General features: G+C 72.7%; 20 protein-coding genes. 10 read left to right on the forward strand and 10 right to left on the reverse strand.

What is annotated here, in order from left to right; genetic code table 11:
* Positions 1–28: 28 nt before the first annotated feature.
* Positions 29–649 carry an IMPACT family protein gene (locus FLX08_RS34400; protein ID WP_142624431.1) on the reverse strand — a complete coding sequence of 207 codons (621 nt, stop codon included), beginning with the start codon at positions 647–649 and terminating at the stop codon, positions 29–31.
* Between the two features lie 132 nt (positions 650–781).
* On the opposite strand from FLX08_RS34400, the gene FLX08_RS34405 reads away from it, so the two are divergent.
* The 3 genes from FLX08_RS34405 to menC all read left to right on the forward strand — a co-directional run bounded on the left by FLX08_RS34405 (position 782) and on the right by menC (position 4,106).
* The gene (locus FLX08_RS34405; protein ID WP_142624432.1) at positions 782–1,831 is read left to right on the forward strand and encodes a dipeptidase; all 1,050 of its coding nucleotides are present in this window, start codon (positions 782–784) and stop codon (positions 1,829–1,831) included.
* On the forward strand, positions 1,828–2,931 hold the full coding sequence (locus FLX08_RS34410) for a M20 family metallopeptidase (RefSeq protein ID WP_244313105.1): 1,104 nt from the start codon (positions 1,828–1,830) through the stop codon (positions 2,929–2,931). Before FLX08_RS34405 ends, FLX08_RS34410 begins: the two co-directional genes overlap by 4 nt.
* A 74-nt stretch (positions 2,932–3,005) precedes the next feature.
* A complete protein-coding gene (menC, locus tag FLX08_RS34415; protein WP_142624456.1) occupies positions 3,006–4,106 on the forward strand; it encodes an o-succinylbenzoate synthase in 1,101 nt (366 codons plus the stop codon).
* A gap of 43 nt (positions 4,107–4,149) precedes the next feature.
* Here menC and FLX08_RS34420 read toward each other — a convergent pair whose 3' ends face one another.
* Complete coding sequence (locus tag FLX08_RS34420) at positions 4,150–4,536, reverse strand: nuclear transport factor 2 family protein (RefSeq protein WP_142624433.1); 387 nt, start codon at positions 4,534–4,536, stop codon at positions 4,150–4,152.
* A 119-nt stretch (positions 4,537–4,655) separates the two neighbouring features.
* Here FLX08_RS34420 and FLX08_RS34425 point away from each other — a divergent pair, with 119 nt between their 5' ends.
* Entirely contained in the window at positions 4,656–5,270 is a 615-nt protein-coding gene (locus FLX08_RS34425) for a TetR/AcrR family transcriptional regulator (protein ID WP_142624434.1), read from the forward strand.
* Between the two features lie 73 nt (positions 5,271–5,343).
* Here FLX08_RS34425 and FLX08_RS34430 read toward each other — a convergent pair whose 3' ends face one another.
* From FLX08_RS34430 to menB, 7 genes are all read right to left on the reverse strand, one after another.
* Positions 5,344–5,787, reverse strand: coding sequence for an SRPBCC family protein (locus FLX08_RS34430; RefSeq protein ID WP_142624435.1), 444 nt, complete (start codon positions 5,785–5,787; stop codon positions 5,344–5,346).
* Between the two features lie 21 nt (positions 5,788–5,808).
* Positions 5,809–6,159, reverse strand: a complete 351-nt coding sequence (locus FLX08_RS34435; protein WP_142624436.1) for an ArsR/SmtB family transcription factor — start codon at positions 6,157–6,159, stop codon at positions 5,809–5,811.
* Positions 6,156–6,617, reverse strand: a complete 462-nt coding sequence (locus tag FLX08_RS34440) for an SRPBCC family protein (protein ID WP_142624437.1) — start codon at positions 6,615–6,617, stop codon at positions 6,156–6,158. Before FLX08_RS34440 ends, FLX08_RS34435 begins: the two co-directional genes overlap by 4 nt.
* A 105-nt stretch (positions 6,618–6,722) precedes the next feature.
* Positions 6,723–7,265 carry a DUF1203 domain-containing protein gene (locus FLX08_RS34445; RefSeq protein ID WP_142624438.1) on the reverse strand — a complete coding sequence of 181 codons (543 nt, stop codon included), beginning with the start codon at positions 7,263–7,265 and terminating at the stop codon, positions 6,723–6,725.
* Between the two features lie 55 nt (positions 7,266–7,320).
* A complete protein-coding gene (locus tag FLX08_RS34450; protein WP_142624439.1) occupies positions 7,321–7,962 on the reverse strand; it encodes a DedA family protein in 642 nt (213 codons plus the stop codon).
* Between the two features lie 125 nt (positions 7,963–8,087).
* A complete protein-coding gene (gene menD, locus FLX08_RS34455; RefSeq protein WP_142624440.1) occupies positions 8,088–9,737 on the reverse strand; it encodes a 2-succinyl-5-enolpyruvyl-6-hydroxy-3-cyclohexene-1-carboxylic-acid synthase in 1,650 nt (549 codons plus the stop codon).
* Positions 9,738–9,855: 118 nt separating this feature from the next.
* On the reverse strand, positions 9,856–10,686 hold the full coding sequence (gene menB, locus FLX08_RS34460) for a 1,4-dihydroxy-2-naphthoyl-CoA synthase (protein WP_142624441.1): 831 nt from the start codon (positions 10,684–10,686) through the stop codon (positions 9,856–9,858).
* A gap of 140 nt (positions 10,687–10,826) precedes the next feature.
* Between menB and FLX08_RS34465 the strand changes: the two genes are divergently transcribed.
* The 3 genes from FLX08_RS34465 to FLX08_RS34475 all read left to right on the forward strand — a co-directional run bounded on the left by FLX08_RS34465 (position 10,827) and on the right by FLX08_RS34475 (position 13,889).
* The gene (locus tag FLX08_RS34465; RefSeq protein ID WP_142624442.1) at positions 10,827–11,960 is read left to right on the forward strand and encodes an AMP-binding protein; all 1,134 of its coding nucleotides are present in this window, start codon (positions 10,827–10,829) and stop codon (positions 11,958–11,960) included.
* A gap of 40 nt (positions 11,961–12,000) precedes the next feature.
* On the forward strand, positions 12,001–12,378 hold the full coding sequence (locus FLX08_RS34470; protein ID WP_142624443.1) for a hypothetical protein: 378 nt from the start codon (positions 12,001–12,003) through the stop codon (positions 12,376–12,378).
* Positions 12,379–12,545: 167 nt separating this feature from the next.
* Positions 12,546–13,889 carry an RNA polymerase sigma factor gene (locus FLX08_RS34475; RefSeq protein ID WP_142624444.1) on the forward strand — a complete coding sequence of 448 codons (1,344 nt, stop codon included), beginning with the start codon at positions 12,546–12,548 and terminating at the stop codon, positions 13,887–13,889.
* A 58-nt stretch (positions 13,890–13,947) separates the two neighbouring features.
* Here the strand turns inward: FLX08_RS34475 and FLX08_RS34480 are convergent, their stop codons facing one another.
* The gene (locus FLX08_RS34480; RefSeq protein WP_244313106.1) at positions 13,948–14,400 is read right to left on the reverse strand and encodes a hypothetical protein; all 453 of its coding nucleotides are present in this window, start codon (positions 14,398–14,400) and stop codon (positions 13,948–13,950) included.
* Positions 14,401–14,542: 142 nt separating this feature from the next.
* Here FLX08_RS34480 and FLX08_RS34485 point away from each other — a divergent pair, with 142 nt between their 5' ends.
* The 3 genes from FLX08_RS34485 to FLX08_RS34495 all read left to right on the forward strand — a co-directional run.
* The gene (locus tag FLX08_RS34485; RefSeq protein WP_341874368.1) at positions 14,543–15,118 is read left to right on the forward strand and encodes a TetR/AcrR family transcriptional regulator C-terminal domain-containing protein; all 576 of its coding nucleotides are present in this window, start codon (positions 14,543–14,545) and stop codon (positions 15,116–15,118) included.
* 323 nt (positions 15,119–15,441) lie between these two features.
* Positions 15,442–15,642 carry a DUF5999 family protein gene (locus FLX08_RS34490; protein WP_079313908.1) on the forward strand — a complete coding sequence of 67 codons (201 nt, stop codon included), beginning with the start codon at positions 15,442–15,444 and terminating at the stop codon, positions 15,640–15,642.
* 797 nt (positions 15,643–16,439) lie between these two features.
* On the forward strand, positions 16,440–17,194 hold a 755-nt coding region (locus tag FLX08_RS34495; RefSeq protein WP_142624445.1), incomplete at its 3' end, for a class I SAM-dependent methyltransferase.

Here is a 17,194-nt window from a genome sequence, read left to right on the forward strand (position 1 = left end):
ATCGTGTGCGCGATCTACGGCTGAAGTATCAGCGGGCGAGGTGGACGGTGCCGCCGCGGACGGTGTCCGCCCGCCCGGCGGTGATCGACGCGATCCACTCCTCGAAGACGGGCAGCCGGTCCTCGGCCACCGCCACCTCGAAGGCGACCTTCGAACCGTAGTCCACACCCCGCAGCGCGTACGGCGAGGCGCGCAGGTCGCTTTCCAGCCTCCCGGCCTGCGCGTGGCCGACCGACACGGTCACGACCGCCGCGGGAACCATCTCGACCACCGCCGCCCGGTCGAGCGTCTCCCCCACCGCGCCGCCGTACGCCCGGGCGAGGCCGCCCGCCCCCAGCAGCACGCCGCCGAAGTAGCGGGTCACGACGGCGGCCACGTCGGCGAAGCCGCGCCGGGTGAGCATCTCTAGCATCGGCGTGCCGGCCGTGCCGCCGGGCTCCCCGTCGTCGTCCGCCCTGCGCACACGCTCACCGACGACGTACGCCGAGCAGTTGTGGGTCGCGTCGGCGTAGAGCCGCCTGCGCTCGGCGACGAACGCCCGCGCGGCCTCCTCCGTGGCGGCGGGGGCGAGCGCGCAGATGAAACGTGAACGGCGGATCTCGATCTCGTGCTCGACCGTGTGCTCGATCGTCTGGTAGGGCGCTGCCACAAGGTCAGCTTATTCAGCGGGCCGCCTTTACAAAGTAATGTTGGGCCTTTGTGGGACCGGACGAACATCGCGCGGCTCTTTGGTGCGACCGGATGAATTGCCCCGCCACCTCCCTGCCGTACCGTCAACGGGGTGTCAGTCGAACTCCCCTCCTCCCTCCACCGCCGCGCGGTCGTCGCGGACACGCACAACGACCTGCTGATGGCCGTCGCCGAACGACCGCCGGCCCGCTGGGCGGCGTTCTTCAGGGAACGGTGGCTGCCCCAGTTGCGGGACGGCGGGGTGGACCTCCAGGTGCTGCCGGTCTTCGTCGACGACCACTACCGCCCGGAGGGCGCGCTGCGCCAGACCCTGCGCATGATCGAGTGTGCGCACACGCTGGCCGAGGGCAACGCCGACGCCGTACGGCTGTGCCTGGACGGCGCGCAGGTCGACCGGGCGCTCGACGACGGGGTGATCGCGCTGGTCCTCGCGCTGGAGAGCATGCCGGGCCTGGACTCCTCCGTCGAGCTGCTGCCCACCCTGCACCGGCTCGGCGTACGGGTCGGCTCGATCGCCCACTGGGGGCGCACGCCGCTGGCGGACGGCAGCGGCGAGGACGCCACCGGCGGCCGGCTGACCCACGCCGGTGTGGCGGCGGTCCGCGAGATGGAGCGGCTCGGCATGATCTTCGACATCTCCCACCTGGGGGCACGCGGAGTCGAGCACGTGCTGGAGCTCGCCGGCCGTCCGGTGATGGCGACCCATTCGTCCGCCCGCGCCCTGCGCGACCACCACCGCAACCTCACCGACGAGCAGATCCGCGGGGTCGCCGCCACCGGCGGGGTCGTCTGCGTCAACTTCTTCCCGTTCTTCCTCGCCGACGACCCCGGCGGCCACACGGTGGACCGGCTGGCCGACCACATCGAGCACGTCGCGGAGGTCGCCGGCATCGACCACGTGGGGCTGGGGCCCGACTTCGTCCGCGAGGTGATCCGCGACGTCACTCCCCCGTGCTGTGAGGACTTCGGCCTGGACGGCATCGACCCCTACGCCGCCCTGCCCGGGCTGGACGGGCCGCGCGGGCTGCCCCTGGTCACCGAGGCCCTGCTGCGGCGCGGCCTGGCGGAAGACGATGTCCTGAAGATCCTCGGCGGCAACGTGCGGCGGCTGTTCCAGGCCGAGCTGGGCAGGCCGCTGTGACGACGGCGGTGGACCTGTCCGCCATGCTCGCCGACCTGGAGGAGCTCGTCTGCTGCGAGTCGTTCTCCGCCGACCGCGAGGCGGTGGCCCGCAGCGCCGCCGTCGTCGCCGGTCAGGGGCGCCGCCTGCTCGGCGCGGCTCCCGAGACCATCGTGATCGACGGGGTGACGCACCTGCGATGGAGCTTCGGCGAGCCGCGCGTGCTGCTGCTCGGCCACCACGACACGGTCTGGCCGATCGGCTCCCTGCGTACGCGGCCGTGGTCGGTCAGCGGCGGGATCGCACGGGGGCCCGGGGTGTTCGACATGAAGGCCGGGCTGGTGCAGATGTTCCACGCGCTGGCCGCGCTGCCCTCCCCCGACGGCGTGTGCGTGCTGGTCACCGGGGACGAGGAGCTCGGGTCGCCGTCCTCCCGCGCCCTGGTCGAGGAGTCGGCGCGCGGCTGCGCCGCGGCCTTCGTGCTGGAGGCGAGCGCCGAGGGCGGTGCGCTGAAGACCGCACGCAAGGGCATCTCCGCGTACGAGGTGGTGGTGCACGGCCGGGCCGCCCACGCGGGCCTCGACCCCGGCAAGGGCGCCAACGCCGGAGTGGAGCTCGCCCACCAGATCCTCGCCGTCGCCGCGATGGCGACCGCCGGCGGGCTGGACGGGACGACGGTCACGCCCACGCTGTTGTCCGGCGGCACCACCATGAACACCGTGCCCGCGCTGGCCCGCCTGGCCGTGGACGTCCGCGTGCCGACCGTCGCGGCCCAGCTCCGCGTGGACGCGCTGATGCGGGCGCTGTCGCCCCGGACGCCCGGCACGCGCCTGGAGATCCTCGGCGGCCCGAACCGCTCACCGCTCGAACCGGCCTCGTCGGCCGGGCTGTTCGCGCTCGCCCAGCGGGTCGCCGCCGGCCTCGGCCTCGCTCCTCCGGCGGGCGCGGCCGTCGGCGGCGCGTCGGACGGCAACCTCACCGCCGGGGCCGGCTGCCCCACCCTCGACGGGCTCGGCGCGGTCGGCGGCGGCGCGCACGCCGACGACGAGCACGTGCTCGTGGCCGAGATGCCGGGCCGTACGGCGCTGCTGGCGGGCCTGGTCGAAGCGGTGCGCGGATGAACAGCAGTGTGATGAGCAGCAGTGTGATGAACACCACCCCCGGGACGAACACCACGGGCATGGAGGCCACGGGCATGAAGATCACCGGTATCGAGCTGCGGCGGATCGCGATGCCGCTGGTCGCGCCGTTCCGCACGTCCTTCGGCACCGAGACGCGGCGTGACGTGCTGCTGCTGCGCGTCGTCACGCCCGACGCCGAGGGCTGGGGCGAGTGCGTGGCCATGTCGCAGCCGCTGTACTCCTCGGAGTACGCCGAAGGCGCGGCCGACGTGCTGCGCCGCTTCCTGATCCCCGCGCTGCCCGCCCGCCCCGGCCCGTACGCCGTCAACGAGGCGCTGCGCCCGATCAGAGGGCACCGCATGGCCAAGGCGGCGCTGGAGACGGCGGTGCTGGACGCCCACCTGCATGCCGCCGGGCAGTCGCTCGCCGATTTCCTCGGCGCCACGCGGACCCGGGTGGCCGCCGGGGTCTCGGTCGGCATCATGAACTCCGTCCCCGAGCTGCTCGACGCCGTCGCCGGCTATCTGGACGAGGGCTACGTCCGCATCAAGCTCAAGATCCAGCCCGGCTGGGACCTGGAGCCCGTACGCGCCGTGCGCGAGCGGTTCGGGCCCGATCTGCAGTTGCAGGTCGACGCGAACGCCGCCTACACCCTTGCCGACGCCCCGCGCCTGGCGCGGCTCGACGCGTTCGGGCTGCTGCTCATCGAGCAGCCGCTCGCCGACGACGACATGGTCCAGCACGCCCGGCTGGCCGCCTCGATCAGCACCCCCGTCTGCCTGGACGAGTCGATCGAGTCCGCCGAGCACGCGGCGGCGGCCATCTCCCTCGGCGCGTGCTCGGTCGTCAACATCAAGCCCGGCAGGGTCGGCGGCTATCTCGAAGCCCGGCGCATCCACGACCTGTGCCGCGCCCACGGCATCGCGGTCTGGTGCGGCGGCATGCTGGAGACCGGGATCGGCCGGGCGGCCAACGTCGCGCTGGCCGCGCTGCCCGGCTTCACCCTGCCCGGCGACACCTCCGGCTCCCGCCGCTACTTCCACACCGACATCACCCCGCCCTTCGAGCTGGAGGACGGGCATCTGACCGTGCCCACCGGCCCGGGCATCGGAGTCGAGCCGATCCCGTCGCTGCTGGACGAGGTCACCGTCGCCACCGAGTGGATCCCGCTCTGACGCCGACCGGGTGATCAGGCCCGCGTTTCCGGCCGCCGCCGGCTCATCCGGCGACCACGTCCTCGGGGGCGGCCTCGGGCGGGAATCCCGCACTGACCCCCCACATCTCCGCGAACCGGCCGTCGTCGATGCGGAAGATCTCGAACAGCATGGGCCGCGCGTCGCCGTCCGGGGCCGTGATCCCCTCGACCGTCGAGCGGACGGCGGCCTTGTCGCCGTCGGCCACGATGTCCTGGGCGACGACGCGGATGCCCGGATAGCGCGCGACGAGCGCGTGCCAGGCCCGCTTGCCCGCCTCGAACCCGGGGGCGCCGAGCGGATGGCTGAAGAAGCCGGGGGTGAACAGGCCGGCGGCCTGGTCGAAGCGCCGGCTGTTGAAGCACTCCTGCATCCGGAGCACCAGGGCGGTCGCGTCATCGCGTGTGGTCATCGGCGTGCTCTCCCCATGGCCTGCGGATCGGGTCATGAGCGGCGCACGGCCTAACCGGTGCGCCGCCCCGCTTTCGGCCATACTATGCGGTGCGGCGCCCCGGTTATGCTGATCCGGATATGTCCAGTCAGCCACCCGAACCAGTCCCGGCGAACCCGGCGGGTCCCGGAAGCGACCGGGAGCTGCGCGCCGACGCGCGCCGCAATCGCGAACGCGTCCTGCGGACCGCGCAGCGGCTGTTCGCGACCGAGGGCCTCGGCGTCTCACTCGACGAGATCGCCCGCCGCGCGGGCGTCGGCCCGGGCACCGTCCACCGGCACTTCCCGTCGAAGGAGGCGCTCTATCTCGCCGTCGCGATCGACCAGCTCAGGAAGCTGGTGGCGGAGGGGGAGGCGCTCGCCGCCACCGGCGATCCCGCCGCCCTGTTCACGCTGCTGTCGGCGATGATGGCCGGCGGCGCGGAGAACGTGGCGGTGAAGAGTGCGCTGGTGGCGGCCGAGTTCGACCTGCGCACCGCCGCTCCGGACGTCGCGGCGGACCTCACACGGAAGGTCGCGGACCTGCTCGACCGCGCGCGAGAGGCCGGCGCCGTACGCCCCGACCTCACCGTCGACGAGGTGATGGCCCTGGTCGCCGGCGCCTTCGCGGCGATCCGTCACGCGGGAGCGGAGACCAGCCGCGAGCGCTCCGCGCACATCGCCCAGCTCATCCTCGACGGGCTGCGGCCCCGGTAAGCGACGCCCCGGCCCGGTTGCAGCAGCTCGCCGGCGCCGATCCGTTCGGTGCCGTCCGTTCGGTGCCGTCCGTTCAGTGCCAGTCGCTGATCTGCACGTCCCGCGGCGCCGGCGCGCCCTCGCCGGTCTCCACCAGTGACTTCAGGCTCATCAGGTAGGTGGCCCACTTGGTGCTGCAGTGGTGCATGAACTCCACGGGCTCCCTCCAGCCCTGGTGCTTGAACAGCACGATCGTGTAGTCGCCGTCCTGACGGAGGTCCCAGTCGATGGTCGTCCCGAGCCATTCCTCGGGGCCGTCGACCACCCGCCACGCCACCCGCTCGGACGGACGCAGCTCGACCACCTCCATGTCGAAGCCGCCGGGTGGGAACCGGAACTCCAGCACGCCGCCGGCCTCACCGCTCCCCTTCGTGTCGTCGGTCCACCAGCCGGCCAGGCCGTCGACGGTCGTCAGCGCGTCGTACACCTTCTCCGGCGTCGGGACCTTGACCCCGATCCTGTGCAGAATGTCCGCCATCTTCGGCTCTCCTCGATCTCGTCAGTCCTGTTGGGTGCGCTGGATCGCCTCGGCGATCCGCTTGATCCGCCGCAGCCGGGCGTCCCACGCCGCCCCGACGGACGACAGCTGGGCCACCGCGCGGGCGAGCTGGGCGTCGTCCACCCGATAGCGCTTCTCCCGGCCCGCCGGCGTCCCCCGCACCAGGCCGGCCCGGTCGAGGACGCCCAGGTGCTTGGCCACCGCCTGACGGGTGACCGGAAGCCGCTGGGCCAGCGAGGTCGCGGTGCCGTCGCCCTCGACGAGCAGCAGGTCGAGCATCCGCCGCCGGGTCGGGTCTCCGATCGCCGACCAGAGGTCGTCGTCGACGTCCTCGGCCGCCGGAGCGCTCACGGCCGCACCCGCAGCGTCGCGATGTACGGCGCCAGCCGGGCCAGGTAGAAGTCCCAGCCGCTGACGTGATCCCGATACTGCTGTTCGAGGACGGCGGCCTCCCAGCCCATCTCGCGGAAGCCGGACTCGGTCATCTTCAGCAGCGTCCCGGCCCCCGAGGGGGTCAGGTCGAAGGTGACCAGCAGCGAGTTGCCCTCGGCCGCCGTCTCGCCGGCCGGGTGCGTCCAGCGGAACGAGAACGTGCGCGGGGGCCGCACGTCGAGGACGGTGAACGACACCACCGCGCCGCCCGCGTCCCGGTCGCCGAAGACGAGCTTCCCCGTCGCCCCGGGTATCCGCTCGAACCCGGCGTCGTCCGGCCACCACTCCTTGAGGTGGCCGGGACTGCTCACCACCTCGAAGACGATCTCCGGTGACGCCTCGATGTAGATCTCACGCTCGATGGTGCCGAACTCCATGTCCGCCTCCTGCAACCTTTGGTTGCGCATGAGACTATCCGGACGGCGGCTTTCACGCAACCATCGGTTGCACGTCGGCGGAGGGCCGCCGGAGCTTCGTCCGCCTCAGCGAACCGGCGCATCGCCCGTAGCGGGATTCCCCGGCCCGCCGCGCCGCACCTCGAACAGGAAGCAGCCGAACTCCACGGCCCGCACGTGGACCAGCGCCGTCTCCGGGTCCTTCAGCAGGGTGTCCAGCAGGATCGACGCCGCGACGGGGTCGGCCGACCGGTGCGCGTCAACGAGGTGCCCGTCCAGGATGGAGCCGTCGGCGCCGTAGGTGCGGAAGACCCGCCGCGGGCCGCCCATGGCCGCCGGATAGCCGGGCCCTGTCTCCTGCCGGGGGCCCTCGCAGGGCTCCTCGTGGACGAACACCGGGCCGACCTCCTCGTACGCCCCGGGGTCGGCGCCGGTTTCCTGCGCCCAGCGGCGCAGCGGCGCGTAGGCCGCGAGCAGGATCGCCTCCCCCGGCCGGGAGCGGCGCAGGCAGCAGCGCAGCGGGCTGCCGCCCTCCACCTCGACGATCCGGCGCGGCGTCCGCCCGGCGTCGTCGGTCTTCCTGAGCTGGTCGAGCACGTCGGGCGCGATGGCCCTGATTTCGAACGTCATGCCCTCATCGTGGCCGTGCGCCCGTCCGTGAGGCTGGCGGAAAACGGACGGCGCGTTACGAGGCGCTGACGGTCTCCGGCACGGTCTCCTCCTCGCCCGCGGCCTTGGTGGCCTTGCGCTTGAGCCAGACCGTGGTGCCCAGACCGACCAGGACGGCGGCCACCAGCCCGACCCAGGAGAAGCCCTTCAGCCACTTGTCGGCCACCACGCCCAGGTAGTAGATCGCGGCCGTGGTCCCGCCGGCCCACACGACGCCGCCGAGCACGTTGGCGACGAGGAAGCGCCAGTAGGGCATGTGCAGGGCCCCGGCCAGCGGCCCGGCGAGGATCCGCAGCAGGGCGATGAAGCGGCCGAAGAACACCGCCCACATCCCGTGGCGGTTGAACACCCGCTCCGCCTTGGCGATGTGCGCGGGGCCGAAGTGCTTGGGGAAGCGCCGTCCCAGCCGGTCGAACAGCGGCCGGCCGCCCTTGCGGCCGATCATGTAGCCGATGGAGTCGCCCACGATCGCGCCGCCGCTCGCGCACAGGCCGACGACCACGGGGTCCACGACCCCTCTGGACGACAGCAGTGCGGCGCTCACCAGCACGATCTCGCCCGGAAGCGGAATGCCGAGGCTCTCCAGCCCGATGACGGCGCCCACGAGCACGTAGACCCAGACGGACGGGATGGTCTGCAGCCACTCGTCTACGTGCATCTCACTCCCTCAACGCGGCGACAGCCCCCATTGTGCCGTCGCCCTCCGGGTGCGGCATCCACCGCGAGGACCATGGTGGGTAACCCCGCAGAAGGACGCGTCCGCCGTCCCCGGCAGGGAGAGGATCAGTCGCGCATCGCGGCGCGTACGGCGTCGCGCATCGCGGCGTGGACGGCCGCGTTGCCCACCCGGTCGGTGCGCGCCTCCACGATGCGCAGGCCGTCCCCCTTGATCGCCCTGGACAGCTCCTCCGGCTCCTCGACCAGCGCGTACGGCAGGCCGTGCGCGGCGGCGACGTGGCCGAAATCCACCCCGTGGGGCGTGCCGAACACCCGCTCGAACGGGTCCTCGAGAGCGGCCTGCGGCAGCAGCGAGAAGATCCCGCCGCCGTCGTTGTTCACCACCACGAAGCACAGGTCGGGCCGGGGCTCGCGTGGCCCGAGGATCAGGCCGTTCTGGTCGTGCAGCAGCGTGAGGTCGCCGATCAGCGCGTACGCGGGGCCGTTGTGGGCGAGCGCCGCCCCGACGGCGGTGGAGACCAGGCCGTCGATGCCCGACGCGCCCCGGTTGGCCATCAGCCGCAGCCCCCGCCGGGGGCGCATGGCCTGGTCGAGGTCGCGGATCGGCATGGACGACCCGCAGAACAGCAGCGAGCCGTTGGGCACCACCTCGGCGAGGTCCCTGGCGAGCCGCGGCTCGGTCAGCCCCGAGGAGTCGAGCACCTCGTCGATCGCCTGGCGGGCCACGTGGTCGGCGTGCCGCCAGGCCCGCAGCCAGGCGTCGCCCCCGGCCGCGATCGGGATCTCCACGGCCTGGGCCACCTGAGTGGCCGAGCGGGTCGGGTCGGGCCACCGGGTCAGGTCGGGGGAGACCACGATGTGCTCCTCGGCCCGGCGCAGCCATGACAGCAGGGGGCGCGACAGCCCGGGGCGGCCGAGGGTGACCACGACGTCGGGCCGGTGGGCGTCGGCCCACTCCTGGTCGCCCAGGAGGAAGTGGTAGGTCGAGACGGCGTGGTCGCCGTACCGGCCGCCGCCGTTGGGCTCCGACAGCACGGGCCAGCCCGCCATTCCCGCGGCGGCGACGTACCGCCGCACGTTGGCGGCGCCGTCGCCGACGACCAGCACTCCGCGCCGGGTCGGCGGGATGTGCAGGGCGGCGGAGGGCGGCGCGACCCGCGCCCGGAACCACGCGCCGGAGGCGTCGCCGTCCAGCGGCTCGCTCCAGGTCGTGTCGCCGTCGGGGATCAGCGGCTCCCGGAGGGCCACGTTGAGGTGCACGGGCCCGGGGTCCGGCGGCCCGGCGGCGCGCTGGCAGGCCCGGCACACCAGCGACCGCCAGTAGGCCACCTGGCCCGGCCGGTCCTCCGGCACGCCGACCTCGGCGAAGAAGCGCACGGCCGAGCCGTACAGCTTGATCTGGTCGATCGTCTGGTTGGCGCCGGTGCCGCGCAGCTCGGGCGGCCGGTCGGCGGTCAGCAGGATCAGCGGCACGCCCGACTCGGACGCCTCGATCACGGCGGGGTGGAAGTTGGCCGCCGCCGTGCCCGAGGTGCAGATCAGGGCCACCGGCCGCTCGGACCGCTTGGCCAGGCCGAGCGCGAGATAGGAGGCCGACCGCTCGTCCACGCGCACGTGCAGCCGCACCCGCGACTCCGCGTGCGCGGCGAGCGCCAGCGGCGCGGACCGGGACCCCGGGGCGAGCACCACATCGGTGACCCCGCAGCGCACCAGTTCGTCGATCAGGACGGTCGAGAGGGCGGTCGCCGGGTTCATCGCCGCGCCTCCGAAACGCCCCGGTCGGCCCGGTTTCTGTCCACCCGCGCGTCTCCTCCCGTTCCCGCAGGCGCAAGCGTACGGCAAAAAGGAGTGGCCGCCGTCATCACGCGGCCCTCTACGGGCGGCGGGGGAACTTCGAGAAGTCCGGCTTGCGCTTCTCCTTGAACGCGTCGCGGCCCTCCTGGGCCTCCTCGCTCATGTAGTAGATGAGCGTCGCGTCGCCGGCGAACTGCTGCATGCCGGCCGCGCCGTCGGTCACCGCGTTGAGCGCGCCCTTGAGCATGCGCAGCGCCAGAGGCGACTTCTCCAGCAGCTCGCGGGCCCACTGGACGGTCTCCTCCTCCAGGCGCTCCAGCGGCACCACCGCGTTGACCAGGCCCCACTGGAGCGCGGTCTCGGCGTCGTACTGGCGGCACAGATACCAGATCTCGCGGGCCCGCTTGAGGCCGACCGTCTCGGCGAGCAGCCAGGAGCCGTACCCGCCGTCGAACGAGCCCACCTTGGGGCCGGTCTGGCCGAACCTGGCGTTGTCGGCGGCGATCGTCAGGTCGCAGCAGACGTGCAGCACGTGGCCGCCGCCGATGGCGTAGCCCGCCACCATGGCGATCACCGGCTTGGGACAGCGGCGGATCTGCACCTGCAGGTCCAGGACGTTGAGCCGGCCGATGCCGTGGGTCTTGTCGTCCACGTAGCCGTCGTCGCCGCGGATCTTCTGGTCGCCACCGGAGCAGAACGCCCTGTCCCCGGCGCCGGTGAAGATGATCACACCGACCTCGGTGTCCTCCTGGGCGCGGTTGAAGGCCTCGCGGAGCTCGAACAAGGTCGTGGGCCGGAAGGCGTTGTGCCGCTCGGGGCGGTTGATGGTGATCTTCGCCATCCCCTCCGCGGTCTCGTAGATGATGTCCTCGTACTCGCCCGACCGCTTCCAGTCGACCCCGCTCGTCACACCCGCTCCTTCGCCGTCATCAACCAGGCGCCGTCACCGACCGCGCGCCGCCGAACCAGGCGGTCGCCTCCGGCCACCGCGCCGGGACTAACCTTACGACCGTGCTCAGCCCTCACGGACATCGCCCGGGACAGCGTCCCGTGCACGCTCTCGTCCTGCCGCCGGGGCCCGCGCTGTCCGAGGCCGTACGGCAGGCCCTGACGGGCGACGGGCCGGCCGTGCTGCCGCTGTCGCCCGACCTCCCGCGGCCCGCGATGGAGGCGACGCTCGCCGCGCTGCGCCCCACCCACGTCGTCACAACCGACGGCGTGCGGCGGGAGCCGGACGGCGAGCCGTCCGACGCCGCGCTGATCATCGCGACCTCCGGCTCGACCGGTACGCCGAAGGGAGTGGAGCTGACGGCCGAGGCGCTGCTCGCCTCGGCCCGCGCCTCGCTGGCCAGGCTCGGCGCCCGCGACGGCGACCGCTGGCTGTGCTGCCTGCCGCCGTCGCACATCTCGGGCGCGCAGGTGCTCATCAGGTCGCTGCTGTGCGGCACCGAGCCGATCATCCATGCGCGCTTCTCCCCCGCCGACGTCGCCGCGAGCGGCGCCGACCACGTCTCGCTGGTGCCCACCCAGCTGCGGCGCATGCTCGACGCGGGGGCCGGCGTCGCGGCCTTCGGCACGATCCTGCTCGGCGGGGCCGCCGCTCCCGCGGGCCTGCTCGCCGAGGCCCGCGCGGCGGGGGCCAGGATCGTCACCACGTACGGCTCCAGCGAGACGAGCGGCGGGTGCGTGTACGACGGCGTGCCGCTCGACGGCGTCGAGGTCAAGATCGGCGGCGACGGGCGGGTGCGGATCGCGGGTCCTGTGCTGTTCTCGGGCTACCGGCTGCGCGAGGAGCGGCCGTTCGAGGGCGGGTGGTTCGTCACCTCCGACCTGGGCTCCATCGAGGACGGGCGGCTCACCGTGCTGGGCCGGGCCGACGACGTGATCAACACCGGGGGCCGCAAGGTCGTGGCCGGCGCGGTCGCCGAGATCCTGGCCGGGCACCCGGCCGTACGCGACGTCGTGGTGGTCGGCAGGCCCGACCCCGAGTGGGGCGAGATCGTGGTCGCCGTCGTGGTCCCCCGGGAGGCCGGCGAGGTCACGCTCGGCGGGCTGCGGGACTTCGCCAAGGAGCGGCTGCCCGCCTACGCCGCGCCGCGCGCCGTCGAGTTGGTGTCCCAGATCCCGCTCCTGCCCAACGGCAAACCCGATATGGTCGCACTCAAGAACCGGAACCGCGGATGACCTTCGTGCGTCTGTAAGAGCAGGGGGAAGGGGACGCCGCATGCAACCGATCCGCCTCACGCCGGCCCAGAAGATGATGGCCTCCGCCGTGCTCGTCGGCGTCGTCATCGTGGGCGGAGCGTCGGTCACGGCCGCCGCCTTCGCCGGCCGCCTGGACGACGTCGCGAAGGCGGGCGACGCCCCCGCCGCCAAGCTCGGGCCGGGCGGTCACCGGGGAACGGTCGAGGTCTCCCCCGACGCTCCCGCCCAGGGCGACCTCACCAGGGCACAGGCCACTCCCGAGGTCGACCCCGACGTGGTGCTGAAGGAGCTCACCGACGACCCGGACGGGGTCGCCGACTATTGGACGCAGGAACGCATCCAGGGCGCGAACCCCATGCCGATGCCCCAGGTCAGCATCAGCATCATCCCCGACTGACCGGCCCGCCCGGGGCGGGTGTGTCAGTCTCCCCCGCGCGGCGAGGGAACAAACCAGGCGCGAGAGCGTTATTGATACTGGTGCGCTGAGCGGCCGGACGCCGCGGCCCCGATCGCAAGCATCAAGACCTCGATCATCCACGAACTCCGCAAGGAGGAGGTGTCCTCATGCCCCGGACCGCCGTGGCGGACTCGCCCGAGCGCGAGGTGACCCCGACGACGCTCGACCTGCTCTTGGAGCGAGGCCGTGCGCAGGGCCGCCTTTCCCTGTCGGAGCTGCGCGAGGCCTTCGCTAAGGCCGGCGTCAGCCCCGCCGAGGGCCGCTCGATCCTGCGCGAGCTCACCGAGGCGGGCGTGAACCTGGCCTCCGACAACGCCGCGGAGAGCGAGCCGGGCGAGAAGACCGAGGCCGCCCCCGCCAAGGCGCCGGCCAGGAAGTCCCGCCGGGCCGCCCAGGCCGCGGCGCAGGCCAAGAGCGCCGCGAAGAAGACGGCCAAGACCGCCGACGAGGAGCCGTACGACGAGGAGCTCCAGGCCGACGAGGCCGAGGTGGAGGACAGCGGGACGCTCGACCTCGACGACACCTCCTCGGTCATGGGCGACTCGGTCCACACCTACCTGAAGTCCATCGGCCGCCGCACGCTGCTCACCGCCGCCCAGGAGGTGGAGCTGGCCAAGCGCATCGAGGCCGGGCTGTACGCCGAGTACAAGCTGGAGACCGCGCTCGAGAGCGGCGAGCACCTGCCCCCGCACGTACGCGAGGACCTGGAGTGGGTCATCGAGGACGGCAGGCGGGCCAAGGACCACATGCTGGAGGCCAACCTCCGCCTGGTCGTCTCCGTGGCCAAGAAGTACACCGACCGCGGCATGGCCCTGCTCGACGTCGTGCAGGAGGGCAACCTCGGCCTGATCCGCGCCGTCGAGAAGTTCGACTACACCAAGGGCTACAAGTTCTCGACGTACGCCATGTGGTGGATCCGGCAGGCCATCCAGCGCGGCTTCGCCGACTCCGCCCGCACGATCCGGCTGCCCGTCCACGTGCTGGAGATGCTGTCGAAGCTGTCGCGCGTCGAGCGTGACATGCACCAGCGGCTCGGCCGGGAGCCCACGCCGGAGGAGCTGGCCGTCGAGCTGGACAAGACCCCGGACCAGATCGAGGAGCTGCTGCGCACCAGCCGGCAGCCGATCAGCCTCGACTCGACCATCGGCGAGGACGGCGAGACCAGGATCGGCGACCTCATCGAGGACGTCGACTCGCCCGAGGCGTCCGAGGTCGTCGACCGGCAACTGCTGGCCGAGCAGCTCAAGGGCGTGCTCAGCAACCTGTCGCCGCGCGAGGCCAAGATCATGAGCCTCCGCTTCGGCCTGGCCGACGGCAAGCCGCACACGCTGGACGAGATAGGCAAGCACCTGGGCCTGACCCGGGAGCGGATCCGCCAGCTGGAGAAGGAGTCGCTGTCCAAGCTGCGCCACCCGAGCAACACCCGCCCGCTGCTCGACTGGGCGAGCTGATCCCGTCGCACGTACGGCCCGCATCCCTCCGGGGTGCGGGCCGTACGGCTGTCTGTGCTCAGCGACCGGCGGCGGCCAGGCCCTTGCGCACGTCGCGCGGGGTCAGGCGGGCGGGGTCGCCGGTCTTGGAGGCGCGGGGCACCCGCGGGATGCCGCTGAGGCGGTGCGCCTCGCGCAGCGTGCGCAGGCGGTTCACCTCGTCGGTCCACAGCGCACCCTGGGGGGTGGCCTTCGCCTTGCGCCGGGCGATCCTGCTGTCGTAGGCCTTCACCCCGAGGGTGGCGCGCTGGCCCGCCTCCGCGGCGCGCAGCCCCTCGGTCAGGGCGGCGTCGAGGCTCAGGGCCGCCTCACGGAGCTCGGGGAGCGGCACGCCCGCCGCCTTCGCCTCCTGGAACCGCCGCTGCGCCACCCGGACCTTCTCCAGCACCTGGTCGAAGTCCTTCCGGATCTCCAGATCCGCGTGGTAGCGGACCTCCGCCTCCCGGCTCACCCGCGGACGGAAAAACGCCATCGTCAGCCCCTTCGGTATCGGACTCGCGCAATCGGATGTGCGCAATCGAACTCGCGTCGCAATCGGTAGCGTACGCGCTCCGCGCGGGGGCCCGCACCGCAGGGTGCGCCGCCCTTTACGAAGTAAGGACGACTGTGGCAGCATGATCGCCATGCCTGCCAAGCGACCACCGGTCCCCCTGTCCCGCGAGCGGATCATCGACGCCGCCCTGCACATCGCCGACGGTCAGGGCCTGCGCCGGCTGACCATGCGCCGGCTCGGCGACGCCCTCCAGGTGGAGGCCATGGCGATCTACCACCACCTGCCGCGGGGCAAGGAGGCGCTGATGGACGCCCTCGCCGAGCACGTGACGACCGTGGAGGTCGATCCGGCCACCGCCGCCGGCTGGCAGGACAGGGCGCGTGCCTGGGCCCGCGCGAGCCGTGCCGCGCTGCTGGAGCACCCGGGCGTGCTGTCGCTGGCGCTGACCAAGCCCCCGAAGGGGTCGGCCCTCATCGCGATCACGGAGCAGATCGAGCAGTTGCGCGAGGCGGGGGCGGGCGACCCGGCCGGGGCGGTCCGCGCGCTGCGGGCCTACGTGTTCGGCAGCGTGGCGGTGGAGGTCCAGCAGTCGGGGTGGGCCGACCCGGACGCCGAGGTGCGCGACGCGCGCACCGCCGAGGGCGAGCGCGATTTCGAGCATGGCCTCGACGCGCTGATCGCCGGCCTCGGCGGCTGAGACCTGGGGTTTTCCGGACCGTCCGCATCACGCGCGCCTGATGTCCGGAATCTGTGATCCCTCGGTTATCCGGCCGTCGGCGTGTCGAGGCCGGACCGTTGCCTCCATTGGGGCATTCTTGTGTAGTAGGTCACATCAGTGCGCGCGAGCCTGCTCGGGGGGTGGCCGGGTCCCCTGCCCGACCGGCGGAAATGCTCCGAACGGGCTATGTCGTACGATGCGGCCGAGCCGCAAACTGGTGTAGTCCAGTGTGGTGTGCGTCATACCCCACGGACGCCAGGAAGACAAAAACGAGCGAACGATAAAGACACGGAGCCCCGGCGATGTGCCCTCATGAACCGGCCTGTCCCAGCGCGGACGCGAAGGACCGAGAAGCCGCCCGCACGATAGCCTGTCACCCCGAGCAAGGCTGGAGCCTGCTCTGCAACGGCGTCGTGCTGTTCGAGGACACCGGCGAGCTGCTGCCCGACGGCGGCGTCATCGCCCCGCACCGCCCCACCGACATGGCCATCAGCGCGGCCTGAAGGTCCCGTTCCCCGGAGACGCCGAGGTGATCGGCGTTCCACCCGCACCGTGATCGGCGTGGGAGACCTGGGAGACCGGGGAGACGCGGCCGACGCGGAGTGGGGGCGGCCGATGCCCTCGCTCCCACCCGTGAGGACGACGCGGGCGACCGGTGGAGTAGTTATTCCATAGTCACCGCATGGTCACCCCGCAGTCGTCAAGGAGGCGCCGCACCGCGCCCGGCCGATGCGCCACGGCAGATCCGCCGGACCACAGCGATCCCTGCCGACGGCGGAGAAGCGGCATCGCCCGCCGCCGTCCAGTGAAAAAACGTCCGGTGAAAAGCGGCGTCCGATCACACGAGTGCGGGCCGCCCACGATGCGAAGCCGGATCGGCCGGCAGGCGCCGTTCCACTCCACCCCGGCTCGTCTTCCCGCGGCCGGAGCGCGCAAGGCGCCGACACCTACGCCGCGGCAAGCCCGCTCACATCTCCCCCGATCCGGCCCCGCCCTTACTCGCGAAACGCTCGCAATCGGGGAATGTTCGCCCGGGAGCGCCGGGCGTTCCAGACACCCCGCGCGATCGGCGACGGCGCCTGGCGCCGGCCGCGTTCCACACCGCCGTGGTCTGCGCACTCGATCCGTCTCCCGCTCAGCAGACGGGAACCCTTGCGCCCGGACGTGCTCGCACATAGCGTTCCGATGTATCGGGTCGATACATCGGAATGGCATAGTGTGCGCCCGAGGTCACGGCAGTTCCCGCCGGCCTCCGGGAGGGCTGCGCACCTGGCGGAGGCCGCGAACGAAAGGGGCCGCGATGAGGCGGACCGACTACGACAGGGAGCAATACCAGGACTACGCGCGCGGCCGGGCGCTCACCGAGCGGCAACTGCGGGCGTGGATGACCGCGTTCGGAGCTCTCCTGCCCGCGCGGCGTCCGCTGAGCGGGCTGGACGTCGGCTCGGGGACGGGCAGGTTCACCCCCGCGCTGGCGCGAGCCTTCGGGCCGGTGACCGGCGTCGAACCGTCGGTCCGCATGCGCGAGACGGCGCAGGCGCGGTCCCGGCACCCTGACGTGCGCTATATCGCGGGCTTCGCCGAGGACATGCCGCTGCCGTCCGGCAGCGCCGACTACGCAGTGATGCTGCAGTCCTGGCACCACGTCCAGGACAAGCCGCGGGCGGCCCGGGAGCTGGCCAGGGTGCTCAGGCCCGCCGGGCGGCTGATCATGCGCTCCGGGTTCAGCGACCACATGCCCAGGATCTGGTGGCTGGAGCACTTCCCCCGCGGCCCCGAGGTGGACGCCTCGTTGTTCCAGCCGCTGCACGAGGTGATCGAGACGTTCACGTCGGCCGGCTGGCGCGTGGCCGGCTTCGGCACGGTCACAGAGCCGTCCGCCGGGACCCTTGGTGACATGCTCGAACGGCTGCGCCTGCGCACCCATTCTGTCTTCGCGCACTTCACGCCGGACGAACTGGAGACCGGTTTCCGCCGCCTGGAGCAGGCTGTCGCCGCTGATCCCGGCGCGCCGGCGCCGCCCGATCCCGCGTCCCTGCTCACGCTCGAACGGCG

The organism is Microbispora hainanensis, assembly GCF_006874475.1.
Lineage (GTDB): Bacteria > Actinomycetota > Actinomycetes > Streptosporangiales > Streptosporangiaceae > Microbispora > Microbispora hainanensis.